This is a genomic window from Stenotrophomonas sp. MYb57, from assembly GCF_002966815.1.
In the GTDB taxonomy this organism is placed as follows: domain Bacteria; phylum Pseudomonadota; class Gammaproteobacteria; order Xanthomonadales; family Xanthomonadaceae; genus Stenotrophomonas; species Stenotrophomonas indicatrix.
Map to the genome: position 1 here is coordinate 2,057,556 of NZ_CP023271.1, position 23,137 is coordinate 2,080,692.

The window sequence follows — 23,137 nt, forward strand, 5'->3', positions numbered from 1 at the left end:
GGTTTCACCTGGTCAGCGGTTTGGCACGTTTTCATGAGTATCTGCACTTGCAGGTATGAGTTCAACGCCACCCAGGTCCTGCTGGACATCAGAGGAGTGGTCAGATCTCTCCGGGGTTGACTTGAAAGTACTCGTAAAGCTCATGGAGGCCCTTCATTCCCCCGTTGCCGGAGCGCGCCCGGAACATCAGTTTGAACTTCTCATCTGCTTTCGCAATAGATCGAGCTTCGCACGATGCCTCAACGGCGGCCAGGTGAATGCGGGCTTCGCTGATAAAGCCATCAAGGCAGTCCTCCAATAGCCATACCGCTCTCTCAAAAGGCGGGTCGGACTTGATTCTTCTGTGCTCTACCGAGTTGAGAGCCTCCTGCAGCCGTTCGATATGCTCCGGATAGTCTTTAAGCATTTCCCGGAGTTTTGCTGGAACGGGAGGGGAAGAGGGAGTCACGACTGTCACCTTTTCTGCAGATCCATGCGGATTCGAGAGTATCCGCACATGACTCTCTGGGTCCAATGTCATTTGCGACAGCGGTTGGGCGGGTTGCCTGACGCCTTGATCGAGGAGCGTCTTCGTTGTGGAAGGAGGGGCAGAGCATCCACGCGTGGCGTGGATCTACGAAGGTAAACTGGCTGCCTATGCCCGAAGGAAGCTCGCCCATGTTCAATGGAAAGGTTGCGGTAGTTACCGGCTCCACCAGCGGTATCGGTCTTGGCATTGCCACTGCGCTGGCGCGACAAGGTGCCGACATCGTGTTGAATGGCTTTGGCGATGCGGGGGAAATCGAACGCATCCGTTCCAACCTGGAAACCGAGTTCGGTGTACGGGTGGCGCACGATGGCGCCGACCTGTCTCGCGGCGACGCCGTTCGGGACATGATCGACCACGCCGTGGCGACGATTGGGCGCATCGACATTCTGGTGAACAACGCGGGTATCCAGCACACCGCGTCGATCGAGGAATTTCCCGTCGAGAAGTGGAATGCGATCCTCGCGCTGAATCTGTCGGCGGTGTTCCACTCAACGGCGGCGGCGTTGCCCTACATGAAGCGGCAGGGGGGCGGTCGCATCATCAACATCGCATCGGTGCACGGGCTGGTCGGGTCGGTGAACAAGTCTGCCTATGTGGCGGCCAAGCATGGCGTGGTGGGATTCACCAAGGTGACCGCGCTGGAGAACGCCGGGACGGGCATCACCGCCAATGCCATCTGCCCGGGGTGGGTGCGAACTGCGCTGGTCGAGCAGCAGATCACGGCATTGGCTGAGCGGGAGAGAACGGATCAGGAGTCCGCCGCTCGCGCGCTGCTGGCCGAGAAACAGCCCTCGTTGCAGTTCGTGACGCCTGAGCAGCTGGGGGAAATGGTGGTGTTCCTGGCCTCGGATGCTGCGGCTCAGATTACGGGTACGGCGCTTCCGGTGGATGGCGGCTGGACGGCGCGCTAGCTGGCCGGCTGCCCGCCGGGCATGGCCCGGCGCTACCGGGAGATCGGTGAGGGGTCCAGTGCTACCGGGAGATCGGTGAGGGTCCGGTGTTGCCGGAAGGTCGGTGTGGGGTCCGGTGTTGCCGGAAGGTCGGTGTGGGGTCCGGTGTTATCGGGAGGTCGGTGCGGTGATTCGGCGTTATCGAAGCCGGCTGGGATCGATCAGGGGAATCTCGCCCAGCGCATCCAGCGTGACGCGATGACTGCAGAACCCGAACGGGCTATCCGCGGCGGGCCGCACGTTGTGGCGTGGCACGCTTTCGATGTCCCGTACTTCGTCGACGGCCAGGGCAACGATCTCCGCGCTGTTCTGTACCAGCAGCATGGCCGGGCAGCCATGGGCAAACCCGCTCAAGCCGCTGGCCTGGCGCAGGTCGACCACCGGCAGTGCGTGGCCGCGCACGGTGAGGTGCGGGCGCGCGCCACTGCCGGGGCGATCAAAGGTTTCCGGGCCACGGATTTCAATCGCGGCTTCGACATCGATGGCAAACAGGTGGGTACCGGCCCGCACAACAACAACTTCAATGAAGGCCGGCGACGACGGGGCCGGTTCACCGGCCGAAGGGGAAGAGGGCTGCAAGAGGAACCTGTGGAAGGGTATTGAAACTGCAGCGCAATGATGCCGTGTTGACGTGACGTAACGCGTACTTTGCGGATGAGCGGCCAGCACGCGTTGCATGCGTCGTTCAGCGGGATCAAGGCGCCTTCACGGGTTGGCTTGGGCCGTGGGCGGATTGCCAGCCATGGGCTGGCACTACTGTGGCTTGGCGAATACGTCCAGGCCTTTGCCGGTTTCCAGAAGCGATTTCAGGCTCGACAGCACGATCGGCCAGCCCTGGCGGATGCCGGTATCCATGCCGCTGCCCGGTTCCAGCTCGTCATGGGTCACCGTCAGCTTGACCATGTCCTCATACGGCACGATCTCGAACGTCACCCGGCTGTAGGCCTTCGGGTTGTCCGCCTGCGAGGCGGCGGCCCAGGTGATCACCAGCCGCGAGGGTGGGGTGTTTTCCACCACTTCGCCCACCAGTTCGACCTTGCGCTCGTCGTTGGCGCGCACGTGCTGCCAGCGCGAGCCGGGTTTCCAGTCCGATACGTTTTCATGGCCCCAATAGGTGCGGGCGATCTCCGGCCGGGTGATGGCCTCGAACACCTTCTGCGGCGTGGAGGCGATATAGATCACATGGATGAAACGGGTGGATTCAGCGCTCATCGTTATTGTCCTTCCAGTTCCTGTTTGAGGTCATGCAGCAGGCTCAGGCGCTGCTGCTCGAACTTGCTTACCCAGCGCGTATAGACTTCGTGCAGCGGCACCGGGTTGATGAAGTGCAGCTTCTCGCGGCCACGCCTGACGGTGCTGATCAGGTTGGCGTCTTCCAGCAGGCCCAGGTGCTGGGTGACCGATTGCCGGGCCATGTCTAAATGCTCGCAGAGCTGGCTGAGGGTCTGGCCGTTGTCTTTGCAGAGCAGGTCCAGCAGCGTGCGGCGCGTGGGGTCGGCCAGTGCCTTGAACACCTTGTCTGCATCCATGGGGTGCCTTCAATTCCAGTTGTCGATCTTGACGTCGTGCGGGCTGGGCTGACCGCGCCCGGTTTCCAGCAGGGATTTCAGGCTCATCAGGAAGATGGCCCACTTGGTGCTGCAGTGGTGCATGAACTCCACGCGCTCCTTCCAGCCTTCATGGCTGAACAGCACGATGCAGTAGTCGCCGTCCTGGTGCAGGGCGAAACGCGCGGTGGTGCCGATCCATTCCGGTGGGCCGTCGATGAATTCCCAGAGCACCCGCTCGCTTGGCTGCAGCTGCAGCAGCTTCATCTGCATGGCGCCGATTTCCTGGCCGTTGGCGGTGAAGCGGGCGGTGACGGTGCCGCCGGGGTGGCGGTCGCCGGTGGTGTCCTCGGCCCACCAGGCGGCGATGCCTTCGGGGGTGGCCAGGGCCTGGTAAACCTGGGCTGATGGGGCCTTGATGCCGACTCTGTGTGCGATATCCACCATGACTGCGGCTCCACGGTGGGCGGCGGGGTGCCGTCCGTGGGATCACAATAGGCAGGCAAATGCCTGCATGTCAACTGCGCGGACGTGGATTTTCAACCGGGGTAGTGCCGGCCGCTGGCCGGCAGCTTGGGGGAGTTGGGTGATGGCAGTTGCCGGCCAGCGGCCGGCACTACCGGTCGATGCAGCGGCGTGAATTGTCGGCCTGGGTGGTGCCGGCCGCTGGCCGGCAGCCTGGGCGGGGTTGGGTGATTGCAGTTGCCGGCCAGCGGCCGGCACTACCGGTCAATGTAGCGGCGTGGATTGTCGGTGGGGGTAGTGCCGGCCGCTGGCCGGCAGCCTGGGTGAGTTGGGTGATTGCAGCTGCCGGCCAGCGGCCGGCACTACCAGGTCGCGCGGGCGATTGGCGGCGTCTCAGTTCTCTGCGTCCTGTAGTGCTGCATGCAGTTTGTCGGTGATCTGCTGCAGCGCGGCCAGGTCATCGGCTGAGAGGTGGTCGAGGAAATTCCCGCGCACGCTGGCGACGTGTACCGGCCGTGCTGCGCTCAGCTGGGTGCGACCTTCTGCGGTCATGCGGATCACCACCACGTTGTCACTGTCGGTGTCACGCTCGATCAGGCCACGGCCGGCCATGCGGGTGAGCTGGTGCGAGAGCCGGGTTTTGTCCCATTCCAGGTAGTCCAGCAGTTCGCGCTGGCGGCGGCAGCGATCCTTGGCCTTGCTCAGTTCCATCAGCACGACAAAGTCGGCACTGGAAAGCCCGGTGCTGCGGGAGATGTCGTGGACGATGCGGCCGGAGGTGATCTCGGCCATGCGCCGGAAGCCGCGCCAAGCGGCCCACTCGTCAGGGGTGATGGTGGGTGGGGTCATGCGCTCACGTTGCCCGTGGTTGGTTGACGTGTCAACCCGGGCGTTCTACGGTTGATATATCAACCGACTAACAGGCCGCCTCATGCCGCACCCTCCGCGTATCGCCATCATCGGTGGAGGCCCCGCCGGCCTGACCGCGGCGCTCATCCTGCATCGCGGCGGCCATCGCGTGAGCGTGTACGAGGGCGAGTCGTCCGGGCAGCAGCGCACCCAGGGCGGCACGCTGGACCTGCACGAGGACTCCGGCCAGGTAGCGCTGCAGCGGGCTGGTCTGCTGGAGGCGTTCCGGGCGGTGGCGCGCCATGAAGGCCAGGAGGCGCGGGTGGGGGATCCGTGGTCCGGGGCGATTACCGCAGGTGGGTTCGGGCCGGAGGGAAGCATGGACAAGCCGGAGATCGACCGTGGCGACCTGCGCCAGCTGCTGCTGGATGCGTTGCCGGCCGACGCGGTGCAGTGGGGCCATTGCTTGAGCGAGATGGAACCTGCAGATGCCGGCCGCCACAGCCTGAGCTTCGCCAATGGCGTGCAGGCCGAGGCGGACATCGTGATTGGTGCCGATGGTGCGTGGTCGAAAGTCCGCGCTGCGTTGAGTGCGTGCCAGCCGCTGCCGACCGGCATTACGTTCTTTGAAGGATGGATCGCGCAGCCTGCGGCGGATATCGCGGGCATGGTGGGGCAGGGCAGCCTGTTCTGCTTTGGCGGCGAGGAAGGGCTGTTCGTTCAGCGCAACAGCGGCGATCGATTCTGCGTGTATGCGGCGCTGAAGCGGCCTTCTGATTGGCTTGATGCGCAGCTCGCGCAGCAAGGCATGCGCGCGCTGGTGACAGGCAGCTACACCGGCTGGGCACCGAACCTGCGGCGGCTGCTGGAGGCGTGCACCGACTTCGTGCGGCGGCCGATCTACAGCCTGCCGGCGGATTTCCGTTGGACACCGCGCAACGGCGTGACTCTGATCGGCGATGCTGCCCATCTGATGCCGCCGGTGGGCGTGGGCGTGAACCTCGCGATGCTGGACGCGTCGGATGTGGCGATGGCGTTGTGTGCGCAGGCGGATGCAGTGAGTGCCATTCGCCACGCCGAGTCCATTGTGTGTGAGCGCGCCAGCGCGCTGATGCCGGACGCCATCGACGGGTTCCAGCGCTGGTTCACTACCGAGGCGCCGGCTGACGGCGGTTGAGGCCGCTGAAAACGCGGGGACAGCAAGCACCTGCGTCACTGCGTCGCAGCCGTTCTGCAGGATGCGGTACATCGGTTCGGCGCTAGAGTGGGGGCTACCCCATCCAGGAAGGAGACGCGCATGTACTACAGCAGTGGCAACTACGAGGCCTTCGCGCGCCCGCGCAAGCCGGCGGGCGTGGACAACAAGACGGCCTGGTTCGTGGGTTCGGGCCTGGCCTCGCTGGCCGGTGCGGCGTTCCTGGTGCGCGATGGGCGCATGCCCGGCGAGCGCATCACCATCCTGGAACAGCAGCAGATTGCCGGTGGTGCGCTGGATGGCCTGAAGGTGCCGGAGAAGGGTTTCGTGATCCGCGGCGGCCGCGAGATGGAAGACCACTTCGAGTGCCTGTGGGATCTGTTCCGCTCGATTCCGTCGTTGGAAATCGACGATGCCAGTGTGCTGGACGAGTTCTACTGGTTGAACAAGGACGACCCGAACTATTCGCTGCAGCGTGCCACGATCAATCGCGGCGAAGATGCGCATACCGATGGCTTGTTCACCCTGAGCGAGCAGGCGCAGAAGGACGTGATCGCGCTGTTCCTGGCCACCCGGCAGGAGATGGAGAACAAGCGCATCAACGAAGTGCTTGGCCGTGATTTCCTCGACAGCAATTTCTGGCTGTACTGGCGCACGATGTTCGCGTTCGAGGAGTGGCATTCGGCGCTGGAGATGAAGCTGTACCTGCATCGTTTCATCCACCATATCGGCGGGCTGCCGGATTTCTCGGCGCTGAAGTTCACCAAGTACAACCAGTACGAATCGCTGGTGCTGCCGCTGGTGAAGTGGCTGCAGGAGCGCGGCGTGCGGTTCCAGTACGGCACTGAAGTGACCGATGTTGACTTCGACCTGCAGGAGGGCCGCAAGCAGGCCACGCGCATCCACTGGATGCAGGATGGACAGGCCGGTGGCGTGGACCTGGGCGTGGACGATCTGGTGTTCATGACGATCGGCTCGCTGACCGAGAATTCCGACAACGGCGATCACCACACCGCTGCGCGCTTGAATGAAGGCCCGGCACCGGCGTGGGACCTGTGGCGACGCATCGCGGCCAAGGATGCGGCGTTCGGGCGCCCGGATGTATTCGGCGCGCATATACCGGAAACCAAGTGGGAATCGGCGACGGTAACCACGTTGGACGCGCGCATTCCGGCGTACATCGAGAAGATTGCCAAGCGCGATCCGTTCAGCGGCAGGGTGGTGACCGGCGGCATCGTGAGCGTGCGCGACTCGCGCTGGCTGATGAGCTGGACGGTGAACCGCCAGCCGCACTTCAAGAACCAGCCGAAGGACCAGATCGTGGTGTGGGTGTATTCGCTGTTCGTGGATACGCCGGGCGATTACGTGAACAAGCCGATGCAGGACTGCACGGGCGAGGAGATCACCCGCGAGTGGCTGTACCACCTGGGTGTGCCGATGGAGGAGATCGACGAACTGGCGGCGACCGGGGCGAAGACGGTGCCGGTGATGATGCCGTACATCACCGCGTTCTTCATGCCGCGCCAGGCCGGTGACCGCCCGGACGTGGTGCCGGAGGGCGCGGTGAACTTCGCCTTCATCGGCCAGTTCGCCGAATCGAAGCAGCGCGACTGCATCTTCACCACCGAGTATTCGGTGCGCACGCCGATGGAAGCGGTGTACACGCTGCTGGGCATCGAGCGCGGCGTGCCGGAGGTGTTCAATTCGACCTACGACGTGCGCACGCTGCTGGCCGCGACCGGCCGCTTGCGCGATGGCAAGGAACTGGACATTCCGGGGCCGGCGTTCCTGCGCAACCTGCTGATGAACAAGCTGGACAAGACCCAGATTGGCGGGCTGCTGCGCGAGTTCGGGCTGGTGCAGGACGATTGAGCGAGCGGGGCGTAGGTAGCGCCGGGCCATGCCCGGCGTCTCGCGCTGCAGTGGCCGCTTCGCTCGCCGGGCATGGCCCGGCGCTACCGTCTGGAACTACAGCGCGTTGTCGGTGGAGCGGCTGAGGTTCTCCCAGGCATTGATGCGTTCTGTCATGGCGGCCAGCTTGCCGCGTACCAGGTGCAGGGCGTCGCTGCCCAACAGCAGATGCGTGGGTGGGTTGGGGGTGTCGATCACCTGCAGCATGGCCTGCGCGGCCTTGATCGGGTCGCCCAGCTGATGGCCGCTCTTTTCCTCGCGTGCGCTGCGGATCGGGTCGAACAGGGCGTCGTAGTCGCCGATGCTGCGCGAGGCCCGCACCATCGAACGGCCGGCCCAATCGGTGCGGAACGAGCCCGGTGCGATCGCGGTCACATGGATGCCGAACGGCGCCACTTCCTTGCCCAGCACCTCGCTGATGCCTTCCAGCGCAAACTTGCTGCCGCAGTACCAGGCGATGCCCGGCAAGGTGATGAAGCCGCCCATGGAGGTGATGTTGAGGATGTGGCCGCGGCGGCGCGCGCGCATGTGCGGCAGCACGGCTTTGATCAGCGCGGCGGGACCGAACACGTTCACTTCGAACTGATGGCGCAGTTCGTCCAGCGTGGATTCTTCGAGGATGCCTTCGTGGCCGTAGCCGGCGTTGTTGACCAGCACGTCGATGGCGCCGATGTCGGCTTCGACGGTGGCCACCAGTGCATCGATGGCCGCAGCGTCGGTGACGTCCAGCAGGCGGCCGAAGGCGCGGCCGGGGGCGAGTGCCTCGAATTGCTGGCGGGCCGATTCGCTGCGCACGGTGCCGACCACGCGATGGCCGGCCAGTAGCGCCTGCTGGGCCAGGGCGCGGCCGAAACCGCTGCTGACGCCGGTGATGAGGAGGAGGCGGGATACGGTCATGGGCGAGGGCTCGTGGCTGGGGTCTTGCACGTTAGTGGTTGAGTGCGGGGCAGCCCAGGCCTAAGATTCGGTCGTTCTTGCCTATTCCTATGAGGCGCCCGATGCAATTGACCGATGATCCGCTGCAACATCCCGCACAGGCGCGCATGGTCGGCCTGCTGCAGGCGCTGGCCGTGGACGAGGGCTACACGCTGACGGCGGTGCCTGGGGTGCGGCTGCTGCGCTCCAACCGTCCCTTGGCGCGCACGCCGGTGCTGTACGACCCCGGCATCGTGATCGTCTGCCAGGGCGTGAAGCGTGGCTATCTGGGCGGGCGGGTCTACCAGTACGACGCGCAGCACTACCTGGCGGTGTCGGTGCCGGTGCCCTTCACCATGGAAACCGAGGCCACGGCCGAGGCGCCGCTGCTGGCGATCTACCTGCATCTGGATCTGCAGCTGGCCGCAGATCTGCTGATGGAACTGGGCGAGCGCACTGCCAGCACCGAAGCGCCGGCAAGAAGCATGATGTCCAGCCCGATGCAGCCTGCGATGCAGGCCACGGTGCTGCGATTACTGGAAGCGCTGGCCGATCCATTGGAGGCCGACGTGCTGGGGCCCTCGCTCGTGCGCGAGCTGTATTTCCGGGTGCTGACCGGCGCACAGGGTGGGGCGCTGCGCGAGGCGCTGGCGATGCGCGGGCGCTTCGGCCGCATCGGCAGGGTGCTGCGGCATATCCACGCGGCCTATTCGACGGCGTTGGATGTGGATGCGCTGGCAGCGCAGGCGGAGATGAGCGTGGCCACGTTCCATGATCACTTCCGCAGCATTACCGGTACCTCGCCGATGCAGTACGTGAAGTCCACGCGGCTGCACCAGGCGCGGCTGCTGATGCTGCGGCAGGGCATGACGGCCGAGGCGGCGTCGTTGGCGGTGGGGTACGCCAGCCCGTCGCAGTTCAACCGAGAGTTCAAGCGCTTGTTCGGGTTGCCGCCGGCGGCCGAGGTGGCGCGCATGCGGCGAAGTTTTGCGCTGCCGCCGGCGCCGGCCGATGCGCTGTATGTGTCTTCGCACTGACCGCTGGGCTCGCCGGGCATGGCCAGGCGCTACCAGAGAAGCCCGTGTCAGGTAGCGCCGGGCCATGCCCGGCGGACGAGTCGGTTGACAGGGCGCCTACCTACTAGTAGGTTTGCACCCATGAAAGAGTCACTGTCCCCCAAGGCCCACGAGATCCTGGCCCACGCCCGTTCGCTGCTGGAAGCCGGAGGCTACAACGGTTTCAGCTATGCCGACGTGTCCGCGCGGGTGAACATCAGCAAGGCCAGCATCCACCACCATTTCCCCAGCAAGGCGGATCTGGTGCGGACGGTGGTGGAGCTGTACCGGGCGGAGGCACGGGAAGGCCTGGCGCTGCTGGACCGGCAGCTGGGCGATCCTTTGTTGGCGCTCAACGCCTACGTGGATTACTGGTCCAGCTGCATTGCCGGTGGCACCTCGTCGTTCTGCATCTGCGCGATGCTGGCGGCCGAAGCGCCGATCATCCCCGACGAGATTGCCGAGGAAGTGCGCGGGCATTTCGAGGATCTGAGCGGCTGGCTGACGATCACGCTGGAAAAGGGGGCGGCGCAGGGGCAGCTGAGGCTGCAGGGCACGCCTGCCGATGAGGCCAAGGCGTTCATGGCCTCGGTGCACGGCGCGATGCTGGCCGCGCGTGGGTTTGGTGATGCGGCGACGTTCGCGACGCTGGCACGGTTGTCGATTGCCCGGCTGGTGCCGGCGGTCTGAATGTTTCGACGAAGGCCTGCGTGGAGCGGGCCTTCTTTTTGTCCACTGAGCCTACCTACTAGTAGGTTAAAAACTCCAGCAGAGGTCGCCATGAGTCATCCGCTTTCTTCCTTGGGCATCGTGCACACCGCGATCAGCCTGGTTCCCATCGCCGCTGGCCTGTACGGTTTCATCCGGCATCGGGCCATTGATCCGGCTACGCGCGCAGGCAAGCTCTATCTACTGGGGTTGGTGCTGTCGGTGGTGACCTCGTTCACCGTCTCCAGCACCGGGGGCCTCAATCCTGGCCATGCGTTTGGTGTGGTGATTCTGCTGATTGCATTCGGCGGAGTGCTGGCGACGCGGCTGCGGTTCCTGGGGCGGTTGGCGCCCTATCTGTCGACATTCGCGCTGTCTTTCAGCTTCCTGTTGTCGTTGGTGCCGGGTGTGAATGAAACGCTGACACGGTTGCCGGTGGCCCACCCGATCGCGGCCGCGCCACTGGCGCCGGTGATCCTGCAGACGTTGCTGGGGTGCGCGGCGGTGTTTGCGATCGGATTCGTGGCGCAGTGCTGGCGGATTCGCGCGCGGACACGACTCTGATGCGGTCGAACAGACGCTGTGCCCATCGCGGCAACGCTCTACAATCCTGTCCAGGGAAGCTGCTTATCCACGGATCAGGTGATGAGAAAGAGCGAACGACTAAAGTTGGCCTTGGAATTGTTCGAAGGAATGCCGCCAGCGCAGGACGCAGCGGCTGCGATGAAGCAGCTTGGCGAAGCGCTTCGGAGTGTGGAGGTTGAGCACTCCGGGTTTGCTGACTATTCCATCCAGCGCGGGTATGCCAACGCGCAGCTCCATTTGTTTCCCTACTACGCGGAAAGTCCGTTCTGGCGGCATCACCCTGACGCGGAGCACACCCTGGTCTGCCAGTTGACGTCGCACTATGCGGTGTTCGGCAGCGAGGGCGGCGTCGCTATTTTCACGCGCGACAACTGCGTCGGGCGGGACTTGGTGTTCTGCAAGCCGAGGGGCATGCTCCCGGTCGGCACACGCGATGTACGTCTGTGGCCTGAATAACCGGGCGGCGCTCAGCAACCCACCAGCCGGTCGGCGCTGAGGCCACTGCGGTGCTGGTTGCGGTATTCGATGGGGCTGGCGTCGACCATGCCGCGGAAGTGCCGGCGGAACGATTCCTGCGATCCGAACCCGGCCTGTTCGGCCACCCATTGCAGCGGACGGTCGGTGGTTTCCAGCAGTTCGCGTGCGTAGGCCACGCGTTCGCGGATGAGCCAATCGATGGGCGACAGGCCGGTGGCTTCCAGGAACTGCCGCTGCAGGGTGCGCTGGCTGAGTGCGGCCTGTTCGGCCAGGCTGCCCAGCGAATGCGGCTCGCGCAGGTTGCGGCGCATCCATTCCATCAGTTTCGCCAGCCGCGTGGGCTCGCCCAGCGGGATTGCGCGGCTGACCCGCTGGCTGCGTTCGGCATCGCGCCAGGGTGCCAGCACCAGCCGTTCGGCCACCAGATTGGCCACGCGCGCACCGTAATCCTTGCGCACCATGTGCAGCATCATGTCCATGCCGGTGGCCGAGCCGGCCGAGGTGATGATGCTGCCGGCGTCCACGTACAGCACATCGTCGCGCACGTGGATGCGCGGGAACTCGCGCGCCAGCGCTTCGGTGAGGCGCCAGTGGGTGGTGGCTTGGCGACCATCGAGCAAACCGGCCCAGGCGAGCACGAATGCACCGGAGCAGATGGACGTGATGCGTGCGCCGCGCGCATGGGCGCGGGTGAGGGCATCAAGCAACGCCTGCGGTGGGCGCTCGCTGGGTTCGCGCCAACCGGGAATGACGATGATGTCGGCGTCGTCGACGGCGCTCAGATCGTAGGGCAGCTGCACCTGCGCACTGCCGAGCATGCGCAGTGCACCGGGCTCGCCAGCGCAGAGCTGGGTGCGGTACCAGGCCACGCCCAGTTCAGGGCGGATGGGTGCGAACAGGCCGACCGCGCAGCCGAATTCGAACAGGCCCTGGCCGTGGCAGGCCACGATGGCGACGGTGGGCGCGGTCGGATCGGCAGACAGGGTGGGCATGGCTTGATGCTACCGACGCAGGCACGTGCCGCTGAGTGGTGCGCGGGCATGAGGTGATGCCAGCAGGGTATATGGAGGCCGGGGTCAGATCCTTTCCGCAGGAAGGGCTCTGACCCTGCGGATTCGCGTGTATGGGGTCAGAGCCCTTTCCTTTGGAAAGGGATCCGACCCGGTGTGTGCAGGCTGCGTAAGGTCATTACCAGCGGTCATGTGGCTGGCGCGATGTGACGGTCACATGACGCGATATCCGCTGTTACGTGTTGGGCGTGGGCTCTTGAATGGAGGCGTGTCTCCGGCCCACCCCCACGAGCCCCCATGCCTGCTGCCCACATTCCTGCGCTGTCCACGCTCTCCCTGCTGATTTCCGCCACTCTTGCCGCTGCCCCGGCGTATGCGGCTGAGGCCGATGCACCGTCGGCGACTACTGCCACTTCTGCGAACCTTGCCGCGTCCACGCTGGATGCGGTGGTGGTGACCGGTTCACGCACCAGCACGCGCACGGTGAAGAACAGCTCGACACCGATCGACGTGATCTCCGCCGAGGACCTGGCCGCGACCGGCCAGGCCAACCTGCTGGAAGCGCTGCAGCGCAGCCTGCCATCGCTCAGCCAGATCGGCGGTTACCAGAGCGACCAGGAAAGCCTGATCCGCGGTTACCAGCTGCGCAACCTGTCGCCGGGTTACACGCTGGTGCTGGTGAACGGCAAGCGCCGCAACGCCAGCGCGTATGTCAGTGGCGCCAATGGTGGCGGCTACCCCGGCCATGCCTGGGCCGATCTGGCGCTGATTCCGGTGTCGGCCATCGACCATGTGGAGGTGCTGCGTGATGGTGCTTCGGCCATCTATGGTTCGGACGCGATCACCGGAGTGATCAACGTGATCCTGAAATCGCAGGCGCACGGTGGCGATGTGTCGGTGGAGAGCGGGCAGAGCACCGATGGCGATGGCAGCCGCACCAGCGTGCGCGCCAACATCGGCCTGCCGTGGGGCGAGGATGGCTTCATCAACCTGTCAGGCGAGAGCACGCGCCAGCACCATGCGATCCGCACGCGACGCTACATCGACGGCTACCTGAGTTATCCCGCCGTGGATGGCAACGGCAACCTGGTGGCGCTGCGTCCAAACAACCGCTTGCCGGCTGGAGCGACGCCGAACCCGGCCGAGGCCGGGCGCGATGCCGAGGCAAACATCATCCTCAGCTCGCCGTCGTATGCGCTGAAGGCCTTCGCGGTGAACGTGGGTCATGGGCTGGGCGAGAACGCCCAGTTCTACGCCAATGCGACCGCCAGCGACCGCACCGCGCAGGCGATCCAGAACTTCCGCCTGCCGGCAACGATCTTCACCACCTACAAGGCGCCGGGCGTGCTGAGCGTGTTTCCCGATGGCTTCCTGCCGGTGCTGGAAACCAAGGAGAAGCAGTACACCGGCACGGCTGGGGTGAAGGGCCAGGTTGCGGGGTGGGACTACGACTTCAGCCTGACCGGCAACCGCAACACGGTGCGCACCTACACCCGCAATTCGGTGAACTACTCGCTGCCGTACCCCGGCTCGCCGACCGACTTCTATGACGGCAAGCTGGATTACCAGCAGGGCATCGCCAACCTTGATCTGCGTCGCGGCTTCGAGGTGGCGGCCTTCGCATCGCCACTGGAAGTGAGTGCCGGTGCCGAGTACCAGCACGAACAATACGAACGCGGGGCAGGGCAGTGGGAGTCGTACACCGGTTTTGGTGCGGCTGCCTTCGTCGGCTATTCCACCGCCGATGCGGTGAAGGCCACCCGCAACAGCAAGGCGGTGTACGCCGGTGCAGCGACCAACATCACGTCGCGCTGGTACCTGGACGCCGCCGCGCGCTGGGAAGACCACTCGGACTTCGGCACGGTGTCGACCGGTCGGTTGACCACGCGCTTCGACTTCACCGATGCGCTGGGCGTACGTGCCACGGTCAGCAATGGCTTCCACGCGCCGAGCCTGGGCGCGCAGTTCTACCAAGCCACCGGCAGCTGCCCGTGCGGTACCACGCTGGTGGCGCAGGTCGCTTCGCCGGCAGCAGTGGCGCTGGGCGCTACGCCGCTGAAGCCGGAGAAGGCCACCAACTACAGCCTCGGCGTGACCTGGGACCCGAGCCCGGCATTCCACCTGGCGGTAGATGCGTACCAGATCGACATCCGTGGCCAGCTGGGCCAGTCCAGCCAGATCGGCTACAACGCGCAGGACCCGGCGCGGGTGACCGACAACAGTGGCACCGTGCTGACCGCCGCGCAGAAGAACACCATCGACGCGCTGCTGGGCACCGCCGGCATCAGCATCCTGCCCGGTGATGCGTTCTACGCCAGCTACTTCACCAACGTGGGCGACACCCGCACGCGCGGCGTGGAGCTGACCCTGGAAGCCAACCAGGAAACGCAGTGGGGCAAGCTGCGCTGGAGCTACGCGGCCAACGTGGGCCGCACCACCATCCAGAAAGTGAGTGCGATTCCGCAGGCGTTGCAGGGGCTGCCGAACATCAACCTGCTGACCAAGTCGAGCGAGTACGCGCTGCGCTTCCGTACGCCGTCGTACACGCAGGTGGCGGGGCTGGGTTGGCAGAACGGGCGCTGGCGTTCGAACGTGGACTTCACCTACTACGGCCCGATCAAGCGCCTGAACAACGGCGTGGAGTACAAGCAGCCGCCGGTGCTGGTGACCAACCTGTCCGGTGGCGTCGAGCTGGGTGCCGGTTGGAGCGCGGCGCTGGGCATCAACAACGTGTTCGACAAGCGCACCCGCAAGGTGCCTGCGTACGCACGCAGCGCCACCGATGTGGCCAGCATCGAGACCACCTGGGACAGCGGTGATGTGCTGAGCAACGTCGGGACGTTCTGGTACGGGCGCGTCAATTACCGGTTCTGAGGTTCATGTGAAACGTCGCCGGGCATGGCCCGGCGCTACCGAGGAGGGGTCATGTCTTCTGTATTGAAGGTGGTTGCATTGGTGGGGTCGCCGACCAGTTCGGCGACGTCGCGCACGTTGCTGCTGGTGCGGCATCTGCTGGAAGAACTGCGTGAGCGGATCAACATCAGCGTGGAGCTGGTCGAGCTGGCGCCGATAGCGCGCTCGCTGGGGCAGGCGCTGCAGCGCAGCGAAGTGGAGCCGCAGGTGGAGCGCGCGCTGGCTACGATTGAATCGGCGCAGCTGCTGGTGGCGGCCGCGCCGGTGTATCGCGGGTCCTATCCGGGCCTGTTCAAGCACCTGATCGACTTCATCGGGTTGGACGCGCTGGTGGATACGCCGGTGCTGCTGGCGGCTACCGGTGGCAGCGAGCGCCACGCGCTGGTGATCGACCATCAGCTGCGTCCACTCTTCAGCTTCCTGCAGGCGCATACGTTGCCGATCGGGGTGTATGCCACGCCGGCCGACTTCGACGGCGACCGGATCAACAGCGCTGCACTGCAGGCACGCATCCAACTGGCGGCCGAGCGCGCGGCCGGACACGTGGCGCCCTTGGCGGCGGCGCTGCCTGCGCCGCTGCGCAGGATCGCCTAGGACGTGGCGGTGCAGCTGCGGCACCTGGCGTTCCTCACGCCGGGAAGCTATCTGCCGGAACAACCACGCGCGGGCCTGGACGCGACGTTGGCGCTGATCGCGTTTGCCGAACAGCTGGGCTATGACGGCGCGTGGGTGCGCCATCGGCACCTGGAACCGGGCATCAGCTCGGCAGCGGTGTTCCTGGCGGCGGCCAGCCAGCACACAACGCGCATCGAACTGGGCAGTGCGGTCATCCAGCTGGGCTACGAAACACCGTTCCGCCTGGCCGAGGATCTGTCATTGCTGGATGCGCTGGCAGGTGGCCGGCTGCAGGTAGGCGTCAGTACTGGCGCGCCGCCGCACGGGGAGCTGGTAGGGCCTTTGCTGTACGACAGCGACCCTGCGCGCATCGACTTTTCCCATCGCCGGGTGGCGCGGTTGCTGGAAGCGCTGCGTGGTGAACCGTTGGGCGCCGCCGATGCCGAAGTCGGCAACGCCGCCACGCGCTATCGCCCGCGTCTGCAGCCACATGCGCCGGGGTTGGTGGACCGGGTCTGGTACGGTGCTGGCTCTCTGCAGTCGGCGCGTTCGGCGGGTGAGCAGGCGCTGCATCTGCTGCTGGGCAACGTCAACCGTGCCGAGCTGAGTGATGACTTCTTTGGCGCCCAGCTGCAGCACCTGCAGGCCTATCGTGCGGCATTGCCGGTGGGCAGTCTGCGCCGGGTGGCGGTGGGGCGGGTGCTGGTGCCCACCGAGGGTGTGGATGCGGCCACGCGGCAGCGGATCGAAGCCTTCAGTGCGCAGCGGCATGCGCGCACCCTGGCCCCGCAAGGGCCGCGACGCACGATGTTCGCACCCGACGTGGTCGGCAGCACGGCGCAGATCATCGCGCGGTTGCAGGCCGATCCGCTGCTGCAGCAGGTGGACGAGCTGCGGGTGGAGCTGCCCTATGAGCTGCCCGAGCAGGACTACCGGCGCATCCTCACCACGGTGATCGAGGACATCGCGCCGGCGCTGGGCTGGCGCGCACCTGCGCAAGCGGCGTGATGCCGCCCGTGCCCATAACGGCCGGCAGTCTGCTTATTGCCAACCTGCATCTGCATGGCCGGATCCGACCGTGGATTGTCGAGTTCCGGCGCTGGCATCGGGCCGTCCTTCTCTAGCATCGATATCGAAGCGGCAGTGTATTGCCGGCCCCTACGAGGACGATCCCGTGGCTGTAGACGCAACCCACAAACCCATCCTGTTCCTGCTGGACCGCGAGTTCGAGGACGGCCAGCTGCCCGGCCAACGCTTCTTCTGCCGGCACAGCCTGCTGCTGGAAGGTGCGCTGTCGAGCATCGAGGGCCTGGACGCACAGCTGGATGTGCGCCGCATCGGCTTCAGCCGGCCGCGCCGCGAGGTGATCGCCGAGATCGGTGAGCAGGACCAGTCGCTGCCGAAGCTGGTGCTGCCGCAGGGGGTGGTCAACGAGCACGCCAGTGGTGAGTACCAGCAGCGCCAGTACATCTCCGGTGCCGAGCCGATCCTGGCGGCACTGAATGGCCTGCTCGGCATTCCCGTGGCCCATCCCTGAGCGAGGACGTGACGATGAGCTACCTCACCAGCGTGTTGGACAAGAGCCCGGTGGCCGACGGCAGCACGCCCGAACAGGCGCTGCGCAACAGCCTGCAACTGGCGCAGCGCGCCGAGCAACTGGGTTACCACCGCTACTGGTTTGCCGAACACCATGCCGCGCCGACGCTGGCCAGCCCGGCACCGGAAGTACTGGCGGCGTGGGTGCTGGCGCAGACCCGGCGCATCCGCATCGGCAGTGGCGGGGTGATGCTGCGCCACTACGCCCCCTACAAGGTGGCCGAGAATTTCAATCTGCTGGCCGCCCTTGCGCCCGGGCGCGTGGATCTGGGCGTAGGCAAGGCGCCGGGTGGTCTGCCGGCATCGACTGCCGCACTGGCCGCGGGGCGCCCGCCGTTCGCCGATTTCGACCAGCAGCTGCGCGACCTGGAAGGCTATCTGTCCGATGCGCAGGCAGACGCACAGGCGCGGCCGATTCCGCAGACGCCACCGGAGCGCTTCCTGCTGGGCGCGAGTCCACAGAGTGCGCGGCAGGCCGCAGAGCTTGGCTGGCGCTTCGTCTACGCCGCGCACTTCGATGGCGACCCGAAGCACATCGAGGCCGCCTTCGAGGCCTATCGCGCGGTGTCCGCGCACGCCCCGTTGCTGGCAACGGTGGCCTTCGCCGCGCCCACCAGCGAGGCCGCCGCCCGCCACGTTGGCGCGTTGCGGGTCTACAAGCTGCACCTGGGCCCAGGGCAGACGGTGAACCTGCCCAGCCCCGAGGCCGCTGCCGAGTACGCACGGCAGGTAGGGGTTGCTGATTTCCGCATCGAAGAAACACGCCCCAGCGTGCTCTCTGGCGATGCACAGCATGTACGCAGCGAGCTGGATGCGCTGCACCGCCGCTTCGGCGTCGGTGAATTCATCCTCGACGCGCCGGTGGCCGACCTCGACGCACGCCTGACGTCCCTTGAACTGCTGTCGCCCGCGCCCCGCGCGGCGGTGGCCTGACTGCTGGAGCCACCCCATGAGCACGACCCCGCGTCCCATCCCCTTCGGCATCATGCTGCAGGGCCCCGGCAGCCACATGCATGCGTGGAAGCACCCGTCCAACGTGCCCGATGCCAGCGTCAACCTGGGCTACTACATCGACATCGCGCGTACCGCCGAGGACAACGGCATTGCCTTCGGCTTCGTTGCCGACGGGCTGTACATCAACGAGAAGTCGATCCCGCATTTCCTCAACCGCTTCGAGCCGATCTCGCTGCTGTCGGCGCTGGCGACGGCGACGAAGAAGATCGGCCTGGCCGGCACGCTCTCCACCTCGTACAGCGATCCGTTCACCGTGGCGCGCCAGTTCGCCTCGCTGGATCTGCTCAGCGGTGGCCGTGCAGGGTGGAACGTGGTGACCTCGCCGCTGGAAGGCTCGGGACGAAATTACGGGCGTCCGCATCCGGAACACGCGCTGCGCTACCAGATTGCTGATGAGTACCTGGAGGTGGTGCAGGGGCTGTGGGATTCGTGGGATGACGATGCGTTCGTGCGTGACCGCGACAGCGGCACGTTCTTCGCGCCGGAGAAGTTCCGCCGCCTCGACCACAAGGGCCGCTTCTTCCAGGTGGAAGGCCCGCTCAACATCCAGCGCTCGCCGCAGGGGCAGCCGGTGATCTTCCAGGCCGGATCGTCCGACGATGGCATTGCGCTGGCCGGCAAGTACGCCGATGCAGTATTCACCCACGCGCCGTCGCTGGAGGAGACCCGTACGTTCACCCAGAAGGTGAAGAACTCGGCGATCGCCCATGGCCGCAGCGCTGGTGACATCAAGATCTTCCCGGGCATCGGCCCGATCGTTGGCCGTACGGGGGAAGAAGCCGAGGCCAAGTACCAGGCGATTGCCGCGCTGGCCGGGCTGGACGATGCCCTGGCGTATCTCGGCCGTTTCTTCGACCACCATGATTTCAGCCAGTACGACCCGGATGCGCCGTTCCCGGAGCTGGGCGACATCGGCGCCAACTCCTTCCGCTCCACCACCGACCGCATCAAGCAGGATGCGCGCGAGCAGGGCCTGAGCCTGCGCCAGGTGGCACTGCAGGCGGTGAGCCCGCGGCCGAACTTCATCGGCACGCCGGAACATGTGGCCGACGAACTGATCCGCTGGTTCGACGCCGGCGCCAGCGATGGTTTCATTCTCGGCTTCGCCGCGCAGCGCGAAGGCCTGGATGATTTCGTAACGCTGGTGCTGCCCCTGCTGGAAGCACGCGGTTACCACCGCAGTGCGCTGGAAGGACAGACCCTACGCGACCACCTGGGCCTGCCACGCAAGGCAAGCCGTTACAGCACCGACGCCGAGCCGGCGCGGAAGGTGGGATAAGGCGATGAGCGGAGAAAACGCGGTAGCGCCGGGCCATGCCCGGCGGAGTTCCCCAACGACTGGCGTGCTGCCCGAAATCGCGGCACGTGCCGACCAGGCCATCGCGATCCGCCACGACCTGCACCAGCACCCGGAACTGGCCTTCGAAGAACACCGCACCAGCGCCCGCGTGGCCGAGCTGCTGCAGCAATGGGGCTATGCGGTCAGCAACGGCATCGGTGGCACCGGCGTGGTCGGTACGCTGCAGCGTGGGCAGGGCAGTCGCCGGTTGGGTCTGCGCGCCGACATCGATGCGCTGCCGATCCATGAAGAATCCGGGCTGGCCTATGCCAGCCAGCGCGAAGGCCTGATGCACGCCTGCGGCCACGATGGCCACACCGCCATCCTGCTCTCGGCTGCCCACTACCTTGCGCACCACGGGCATTTCGATGGCACCTTGCAGCTGGTGTTCCAGCCGGCCGAAGAAACCGGCTCGGGTGCTTCGAAGATGATCGCCGATGGCCTGTTCGAACGCTTCCCGGTCGATGCCATCTATGGCCTGCACAACTGGCCGGGCGTGCCGGTGGGGCACTTCGGCTTCGTCGACGGACCGGCGATGGCCTCGGTGGACTGGGCGCGTCTGCGGGTGATCGGCAAGGGCGGCCACGGCGCCGAGCCGCAGGGCAGCGTCGATCCGATCCTGGCTGCCGCGCACATCATTACCGCGCTGCAGAGCGTGGTGTCGCGCAATGTCGATCCGCGGCAGATGGGCGTGGTCACCGTCGGCTCGATCCACGGTGGGCAGGCCGCCAATGTCATCCCCGATGTGGTGGAGCTGAAGCTGACCGTGCGCGCCTACCTGCCGGAGGTGCGCGATACGCTGCGCCGGCGGGTCACCGACATTGCCGAGCAGACCGCCGCTGCCTTCGGTGCGCGTGCCGAGATCGAATTCCCGCGTGGCTTCCCCAGCGTGATCAACCACCCCGAGCAGACGGCCTACATCCGCGAGGTGGCGGTACAGGGGTTCGGTGCGCGGCAGGTGGTGGAGGCCTTCGCACCGCGTACCGCCAGCGAGGACTTCGCCTTCCTGCTGCAGGCACGGCCGGGCAGCTTCGTGTTCGTCGGCAACGGCGACAGCGCGCCGCTGCACAGCCCGCGCTATGTGTTCAACGACGCGGCCATCGCCCCGGCGGCCAGCCTGTGGGCGCGTCTGGCCGAGCACTATCTGGTGGAGGACGTGGCATGAGCGTGCGGTACGACAACGATCGGTTCCTGTACACCTCGGTGGACGACCCGCTGGCGCGTCCGTTGTTCGACGGCCTGGAGCAGGAGTACGACCACCGCTATGCGGACGTGCGCCGGCGTATCGGTGGCAGTGCGCGCGAGGAACTGCAGCGCTATCCGGCCGAAGCCTTCGCTGCCCCGGTCGGTGCGTTCGTGCTGCTGCTGCGCGACGGCGTGGCGATTTCCGGTGGCGCGTTCATGCCGCATCGCGATGCGGACACCGCTGAGTTCAAACGCATCTGGACGCTGCCTGGCCTGCGTCGGCAGGGCATCGCCCGGCGCGTGCTGCAGGAACTGGAAGACCAGGCTGCACGGCAGGGCTATCGGCGTGTGTTCCTGACCACCGGCTTCCGCCAGCCCGAGGCGGTCGGCCTGTACCTCAGCCACGGCTACACCGCGTTGTTCGATCTGGATGCGGACCCGGAAACCATCGCGCATCTGCCGTTCGAGAAACACCTGGTGCCACAGCCACAGGTGGGCGACGCAGCTACCCTCGCACTGCATGGAGCGGCGGCATGAGTACGCCTTCCGCTGCCATCGAGGGCATTGTCCGCCAGCCGGCCACGGCGCTGAAGATCGTGCCGGCGCGGCATCCGTTGCAGGTGATCGGCACGGTGTTGGCACTCGCGCTGATCCTGATCGGCCTGCAGTCGGTGCTGGGCAATCCGCGCTGGGGCTGGGGCACGTTCGCCGAGTGGTTCTTTGCCCGGCCGGTACTGGAAGGCTTGGGGCGAACGCTGCTGCTGACCGCACTCGGTACCGGCCTCGGCTTCGCGCTGGGCACCTTGCTGGCCTTGGCCCGCGTCTCCGGTTCACCGCTGTTGTCGGCGGTGTCGTGGGGGTACGTGTGGCTGTTCCGTTCGATTCCGCTGCTGGTGCTGTTGCTGCTGCTGAACAACCTGGGTTACCTGTACAGCACCATCGAACTGGGCGTTCCCTTCACCGGCATCAGCCTGTTCTCGTACCCGACCACGCAGCTGATCGGCGTGTTCACTGCCGCCGTGCTCGGCCTCACCTTGAACCAGGCGGCGTTCTCGGCCGAGGTGATCCGTGGTGGCATCCTGTCGGTCGACCACGGCCAGTACGAGGCGGCCGCAGCGTTGGGCCTGCCGCGTGGGCGCCAGGTGCGCCGCATCATCCTGCCGCAGGCGATGCGTTCGATCCTGCCCGCAGCGTTCAATGATGTGATCGGCCTGGCCAAGAGCACCTCGGTGGTCTACGTGCTGGCGTTGCCGGAGCTGTTCTACACCGTGCAGGTGATCTACCGGCGCAACCTGGAGGTGGTGCCGCTGCTGATGGTGGCCACGGTCTGGTACCTTGTGATCCTGACGGTGCTGTCGCTGCTGCAACGGCGGGTGGAGCAGCGCTTTGCCCGCGGCCAGCTGCAGCATGAGCGCAACGTGTCGCGGGTATCGTCTGCAGCGCCGCGGGCGGCGGCGACCGCTGCACGCGTGCCCAGCCGCGCGGCATTTGCCGTGCCGATCGAGGCCGGAACGGGCGCGGCTGTGTCCCTGCAGGGGGTGGGCAAGGCCTTCGGCGAGCAGACGGTGCTTGATGACGTGCATCTGGAACTGAGGGCCGGCAGCGTGACCGTGCTGATTGGTCCGTCCGGTGCGGGCAAGTCCACGCTGCTGCGGCTGATCAATCACCTGGAGCGTGCTGACAGCGGCTTCGTCACCGTGGGCGGTCAGCTGATCGGTTACCGCCGCGACGGCGACACCCTGTACGAGCTGCCGGAAGGCGAGATCCGCCGTCGCCGCGCGGAAGTCGGCATGGTGTTCCAGGGCTTCAACCTGTTCCCGCACATGACCGCACTGGAGAACATCATCGAAGCACCGATCGCGGTGCGCGGCATTTCGCGCGCCCAGGCCGAGCAGCAGGCACGCACCCTGCTGGAGCGGGTGGGGCTGGCCGACAAGGCCGATGCTTTCCCGCGCCAGCTGTCTGGAGGCCAGCAGCAGCGTGTGGCCATCGCCCGCGCGCTGGCCCTGCAGCCGAAGGTACTGCTGTTCGACGAGCCGACCTCCGCATTGGACCCGGAGCTGGTGTCGGAGGTGCTGAGCGTGATCGAGGAACTGGCCAGTTCCGGCACCACGCTGGTGATCGTCACCCACGAACTGGGCTTCGCCCGCCGCGTGGCCGACCACGTGGTGATGATGGACCAGGGCCGGGTGATCGAGCAGGGCACGCCGGACGCGCTGTTTGAACACCCGCGCCAGCAACGCACCGCCGATTTCCTGGCCAAGACCCTGTAACCCTTT

The 23,137-nt window shown here is 66.1% G+C and carries 24 protein-coding genes; 16 read left to right on the top strand and 8 right to left on the bottom strand.

The window, feature by feature from the left end; all coding sequences use genetic code 11:
- Nucleotides 1–100: 100 nt before the first annotated feature.
- Nucleotides 101–448 carry a hypothetical protein gene (locus tag CLM74_RS09540; RefSeq protein ID WP_234003453.1) on the bottom strand — a complete coding sequence of 116 codons (348 nt, stop codon included), beginning with the start codon at nt 446–448 and terminating at the stop codon, nt 101–103.
- A 209-nt stretch (nt 449–657) separates the two neighbouring features.
- Here CLM74_RS09540 and CLM74_RS09545 point away from each other — a divergent pair, with 209 nt between their 5' ends.
- Nucleotides 658–1,440 carry a 3-hydroxybutyrate dehydrogenase gene (locus tag CLM74_RS09545; protein ID WP_105163924.1) on the top strand — a complete coding sequence of 261 codons (783 nt, stop codon included), beginning with the start codon at nt 658–660 and terminating at the stop codon, nt 1,438–1,440.
- Nucleotides 1,441–1,617: 177 nt separating this feature from the next.
- Here the strand turns inward: CLM74_RS09545 and CLM74_RS09550 are convergent, their stop codons facing one another.
- From CLM74_RS09550 to CLM74_RS09570, 5 genes are all read right to left on the bottom strand, one after another.
- Complete coding sequence (locus CLM74_RS09550; RefSeq protein WP_105163925.1) at nt 1,618–2,157, bottom strand: chemotaxis protein CheW; 540 nt, start codon at nt 2,155–2,157, stop codon at nt 1,618–1,620.
- Nucleotides 2,158–2,232: 75 nt separating this feature from the next.
- Nucleotides 2,233–2,691, bottom strand: a complete 459-nt coding sequence (locus CLM74_RS09555; protein WP_033830924.1) for an SRPBCC family protein — start codon at nt 2,689–2,691, stop codon at nt 2,233–2,235.
- 2 nt (nt 2,692–2,693) lie between these two features.
- Complete coding sequence (locus CLM74_RS09560; RefSeq protein WP_025874950.1) at nt 2,694–3,008, bottom strand: metalloregulator ArsR/SmtB family transcription factor; 315 nt, start codon at nt 3,006–3,008, stop codon at nt 2,694–2,696.
- Between the two features lie 9 nt (nt 3,009–3,017).
- Nucleotides 3,018–3,473 carry an SRPBCC domain-containing protein gene (locus CLM74_RS09565; protein ID WP_099842344.1) on the bottom strand — a complete coding sequence of 152 codons (456 nt, stop codon included), beginning with the start codon at nt 3,471–3,473 and terminating at the stop codon, nt 3,018–3,020.
- A 411-nt stretch (nt 3,474–3,884) separates the two neighbouring features.
- Complete coding sequence (locus tag CLM74_RS09570; RefSeq protein ID WP_105163926.1) at nt 3,885–4,340, bottom strand: MarR family winged helix-turn-helix transcriptional regulator; 456 nt, start codon at nt 4,338–4,340, stop codon at nt 3,885–3,887.
- 82 nt (nt 4,341–4,422) lie between these two features.
- Here CLM74_RS09570 and CLM74_RS09575 point away from each other — a divergent pair, with 82 nt between their 5' ends.
- Both CLM74_RS09575 and CLM74_RS09580 read left to right on the top strand, forming a co-directional pair.
- Complete coding sequence (locus CLM74_RS09575) at nt 4,423–5,517, top strand: NAD(P)/FAD-dependent oxidoreductase (RefSeq protein WP_158684130.1); 1,095 nt, start codon at nt 4,423–4,425, stop codon at nt 5,515–5,517.
- A gap of 120 nt (nt 5,518–5,637) precedes the next feature.
- Complete coding sequence (locus tag CLM74_RS09580) at nt 5,638–7,407, top strand: oleate hydratase (RefSeq protein WP_105163927.1); 1,770 nt, start codon at nt 5,638–5,640, stop codon at nt 7,405–7,407.
- 96 nt (nt 7,408–7,503) lie between these two features.
- Here the strand turns inward: CLM74_RS09580 and CLM74_RS09585 are convergent, their stop codons facing one another.
- Nucleotides 7,504–8,343: an oxidoreductase gene (locus CLM74_RS09585; RefSeq protein ID WP_105163928.1), complete on the bottom strand. Its 840-nt coding sequence runs from the start codon at nt 8,341–8,343 to the stop codon at nt 7,504–7,506.
- Nucleotides 8,344–8,444: 101 nt separating this feature from the next.
- Here CLM74_RS09585 and CLM74_RS09590 point away from each other — a divergent pair, with 101 nt between their 5' ends.
- The 4 genes from CLM74_RS09590 (at nt 8,445) to CLM74_RS09605 (ending at nt 11,165) form a co-directional block, all read left to right on the top strand.
- Nucleotides 8,445–9,398 carry an AraC family transcriptional regulator gene (locus CLM74_RS09590; protein ID WP_199776088.1) on the top strand — a complete coding sequence of 318 codons (954 nt, stop codon included), beginning with the start codon at nt 8,445–8,447 and terminating at the stop codon, nt 9,396–9,398.
- A 120-nt stretch (nt 9,399–9,518) separates the two neighbouring features.
- Nucleotides 9,519–10,106, top strand: a complete 588-nt coding sequence (locus tag CLM74_RS09595) for a TetR/AcrR family transcriptional regulator (protein WP_105163929.1) — start codon at nt 9,519–9,521, stop codon at nt 10,104–10,106.
- A gap of 90 nt (nt 10,107–10,196) precedes the next feature.
- Nucleotides 10,197–10,688: a hypothetical protein gene (locus tag CLM74_RS09600; protein ID WP_105163930.1), complete on the top strand. Its 492-nt coding sequence runs from the start codon at nt 10,197–10,199 to the stop codon at nt 10,686–10,688.
- Nucleotides 10,689–10,769: 81 nt separating this feature from the next.
- Entirely contained in the window at nt 10,770–11,165 is a 396-nt protein-coding gene (locus CLM74_RS09605; protein ID WP_033830936.1) for a hypothetical protein, read from the top strand.
- Between the two features lie 11 nt (nt 11,166–11,176).
- Here the strand turns inward: CLM74_RS09605 and CLM74_RS09610 are convergent, their stop codons facing one another.
- The gene (locus CLM74_RS09610) at nt 11,177–12,178 is read right to left on the bottom strand and encodes a helix-turn-helix domain-containing protein (RefSeq protein ID WP_105163931.1); all 1,002 of its coding nucleotides are present in this window, start codon (nt 12,176–12,178) and stop codon (nt 11,177–11,179) included.
- Between the two features lie 315 nt (nt 12,179–12,493).
- On the opposite strand from CLM74_RS09610, the gene CLM74_RS09615 reads away from it, so the two are divergent.
- The 9 genes from CLM74_RS09615 (at nt 12,494) to CLM74_RS21805 (ending at nt 23,131) form a co-directional block, all read left to right on the top strand.
- The gene (locus CLM74_RS09615; RefSeq protein WP_105163932.1) at nt 12,494–15,070 is read left to right on the top strand and encodes a TonB-dependent receptor; all 2,577 of its coding nucleotides are present in this window, start codon (nt 12,494–12,496) and stop codon (nt 15,068–15,070) included.
- Nucleotides 15,071–15,121: 51 nt separating this feature from the next.
- Nucleotides 15,122–15,703: an FMN reductase gene (gene msuE, locus CLM74_RS09620; RefSeq protein ID WP_105163933.1), complete on the top strand. Its 582-nt coding sequence runs from the start codon at nt 15,122–15,124 to the stop codon at nt 15,701–15,703.
- Nucleotides 15,704–15,706: 3 nt separating this feature from the next.
- Nucleotides 15,707–16,732, top strand: a complete 1,026-nt coding sequence (locus CLM74_RS09625) for an LLM class flavin-dependent oxidoreductase (protein WP_199776089.1) — start codon at nt 15,707–15,709, stop codon at nt 16,730–16,732.
- A gap of 166 nt (nt 16,733–16,898) precedes the next feature.
- Nucleotides 16,899–17,261, top strand: a complete 363-nt coding sequence (locus CLM74_RS09630; RefSeq protein ID WP_025874933.1) for a DUF3088 family protein — start codon at nt 16,899–16,901, stop codon at nt 17,259–17,261.
- A 14-nt stretch (nt 17,262–17,275) separates the two neighbouring features.
- A complete protein-coding gene (locus CLM74_RS09635) occupies nt 17,276–18,253 on the top strand; it encodes an LLM class flavin-dependent oxidoreductase (protein ID WP_033830941.1) in 978 nt (325 codons plus the stop codon).
- Between the two features lie 16 nt (nt 18,254–18,269).
- Complete coding sequence (locus CLM74_RS09640; protein ID WP_105163934.1) at nt 18,270–19,613, top strand: LLM class flavin-dependent oxidoreductase; 1,344 nt, start codon at nt 18,270–18,272, stop codon at nt 19,611–19,613.
- A gap of 4 nt (nt 19,614–19,617) precedes the next feature.
- Nucleotides 19,618–20,838: a M20 aminoacylase family protein gene (locus CLM74_RS09645; RefSeq protein WP_105163935.1), complete on the top strand. Its 1,221-nt coding sequence runs from the start codon at nt 19,618–19,620 to the stop codon at nt 20,836–20,838.
- A complete protein-coding gene (locus CLM74_RS09650; RefSeq protein ID WP_105163936.1) occupies nt 20,835–21,395 on the top strand; it encodes a GNAT family N-acetyltransferase in 561 nt (186 codons plus the stop codon). Before CLM74_RS09645 ends, CLM74_RS09650 begins: the two co-directional genes overlap by 4 nt.
- Nucleotides 21,392–23,131 carry an amino acid ABC transporter permease/ATP-binding protein gene (locus tag CLM74_RS21805; protein ID WP_105163937.1) on the top strand — a complete coding sequence of 580 codons (1,740 nt, stop codon included), beginning with the start codon at nt 21,392–21,394 and terminating at the stop codon, nt 23,129–23,131. Before CLM74_RS09650 ends, CLM74_RS21805 begins: the two co-directional genes overlap by 4 nt.
- The last annotated feature ends 6 nt before the right edge of the window (nt 23,132–23,137 follow it).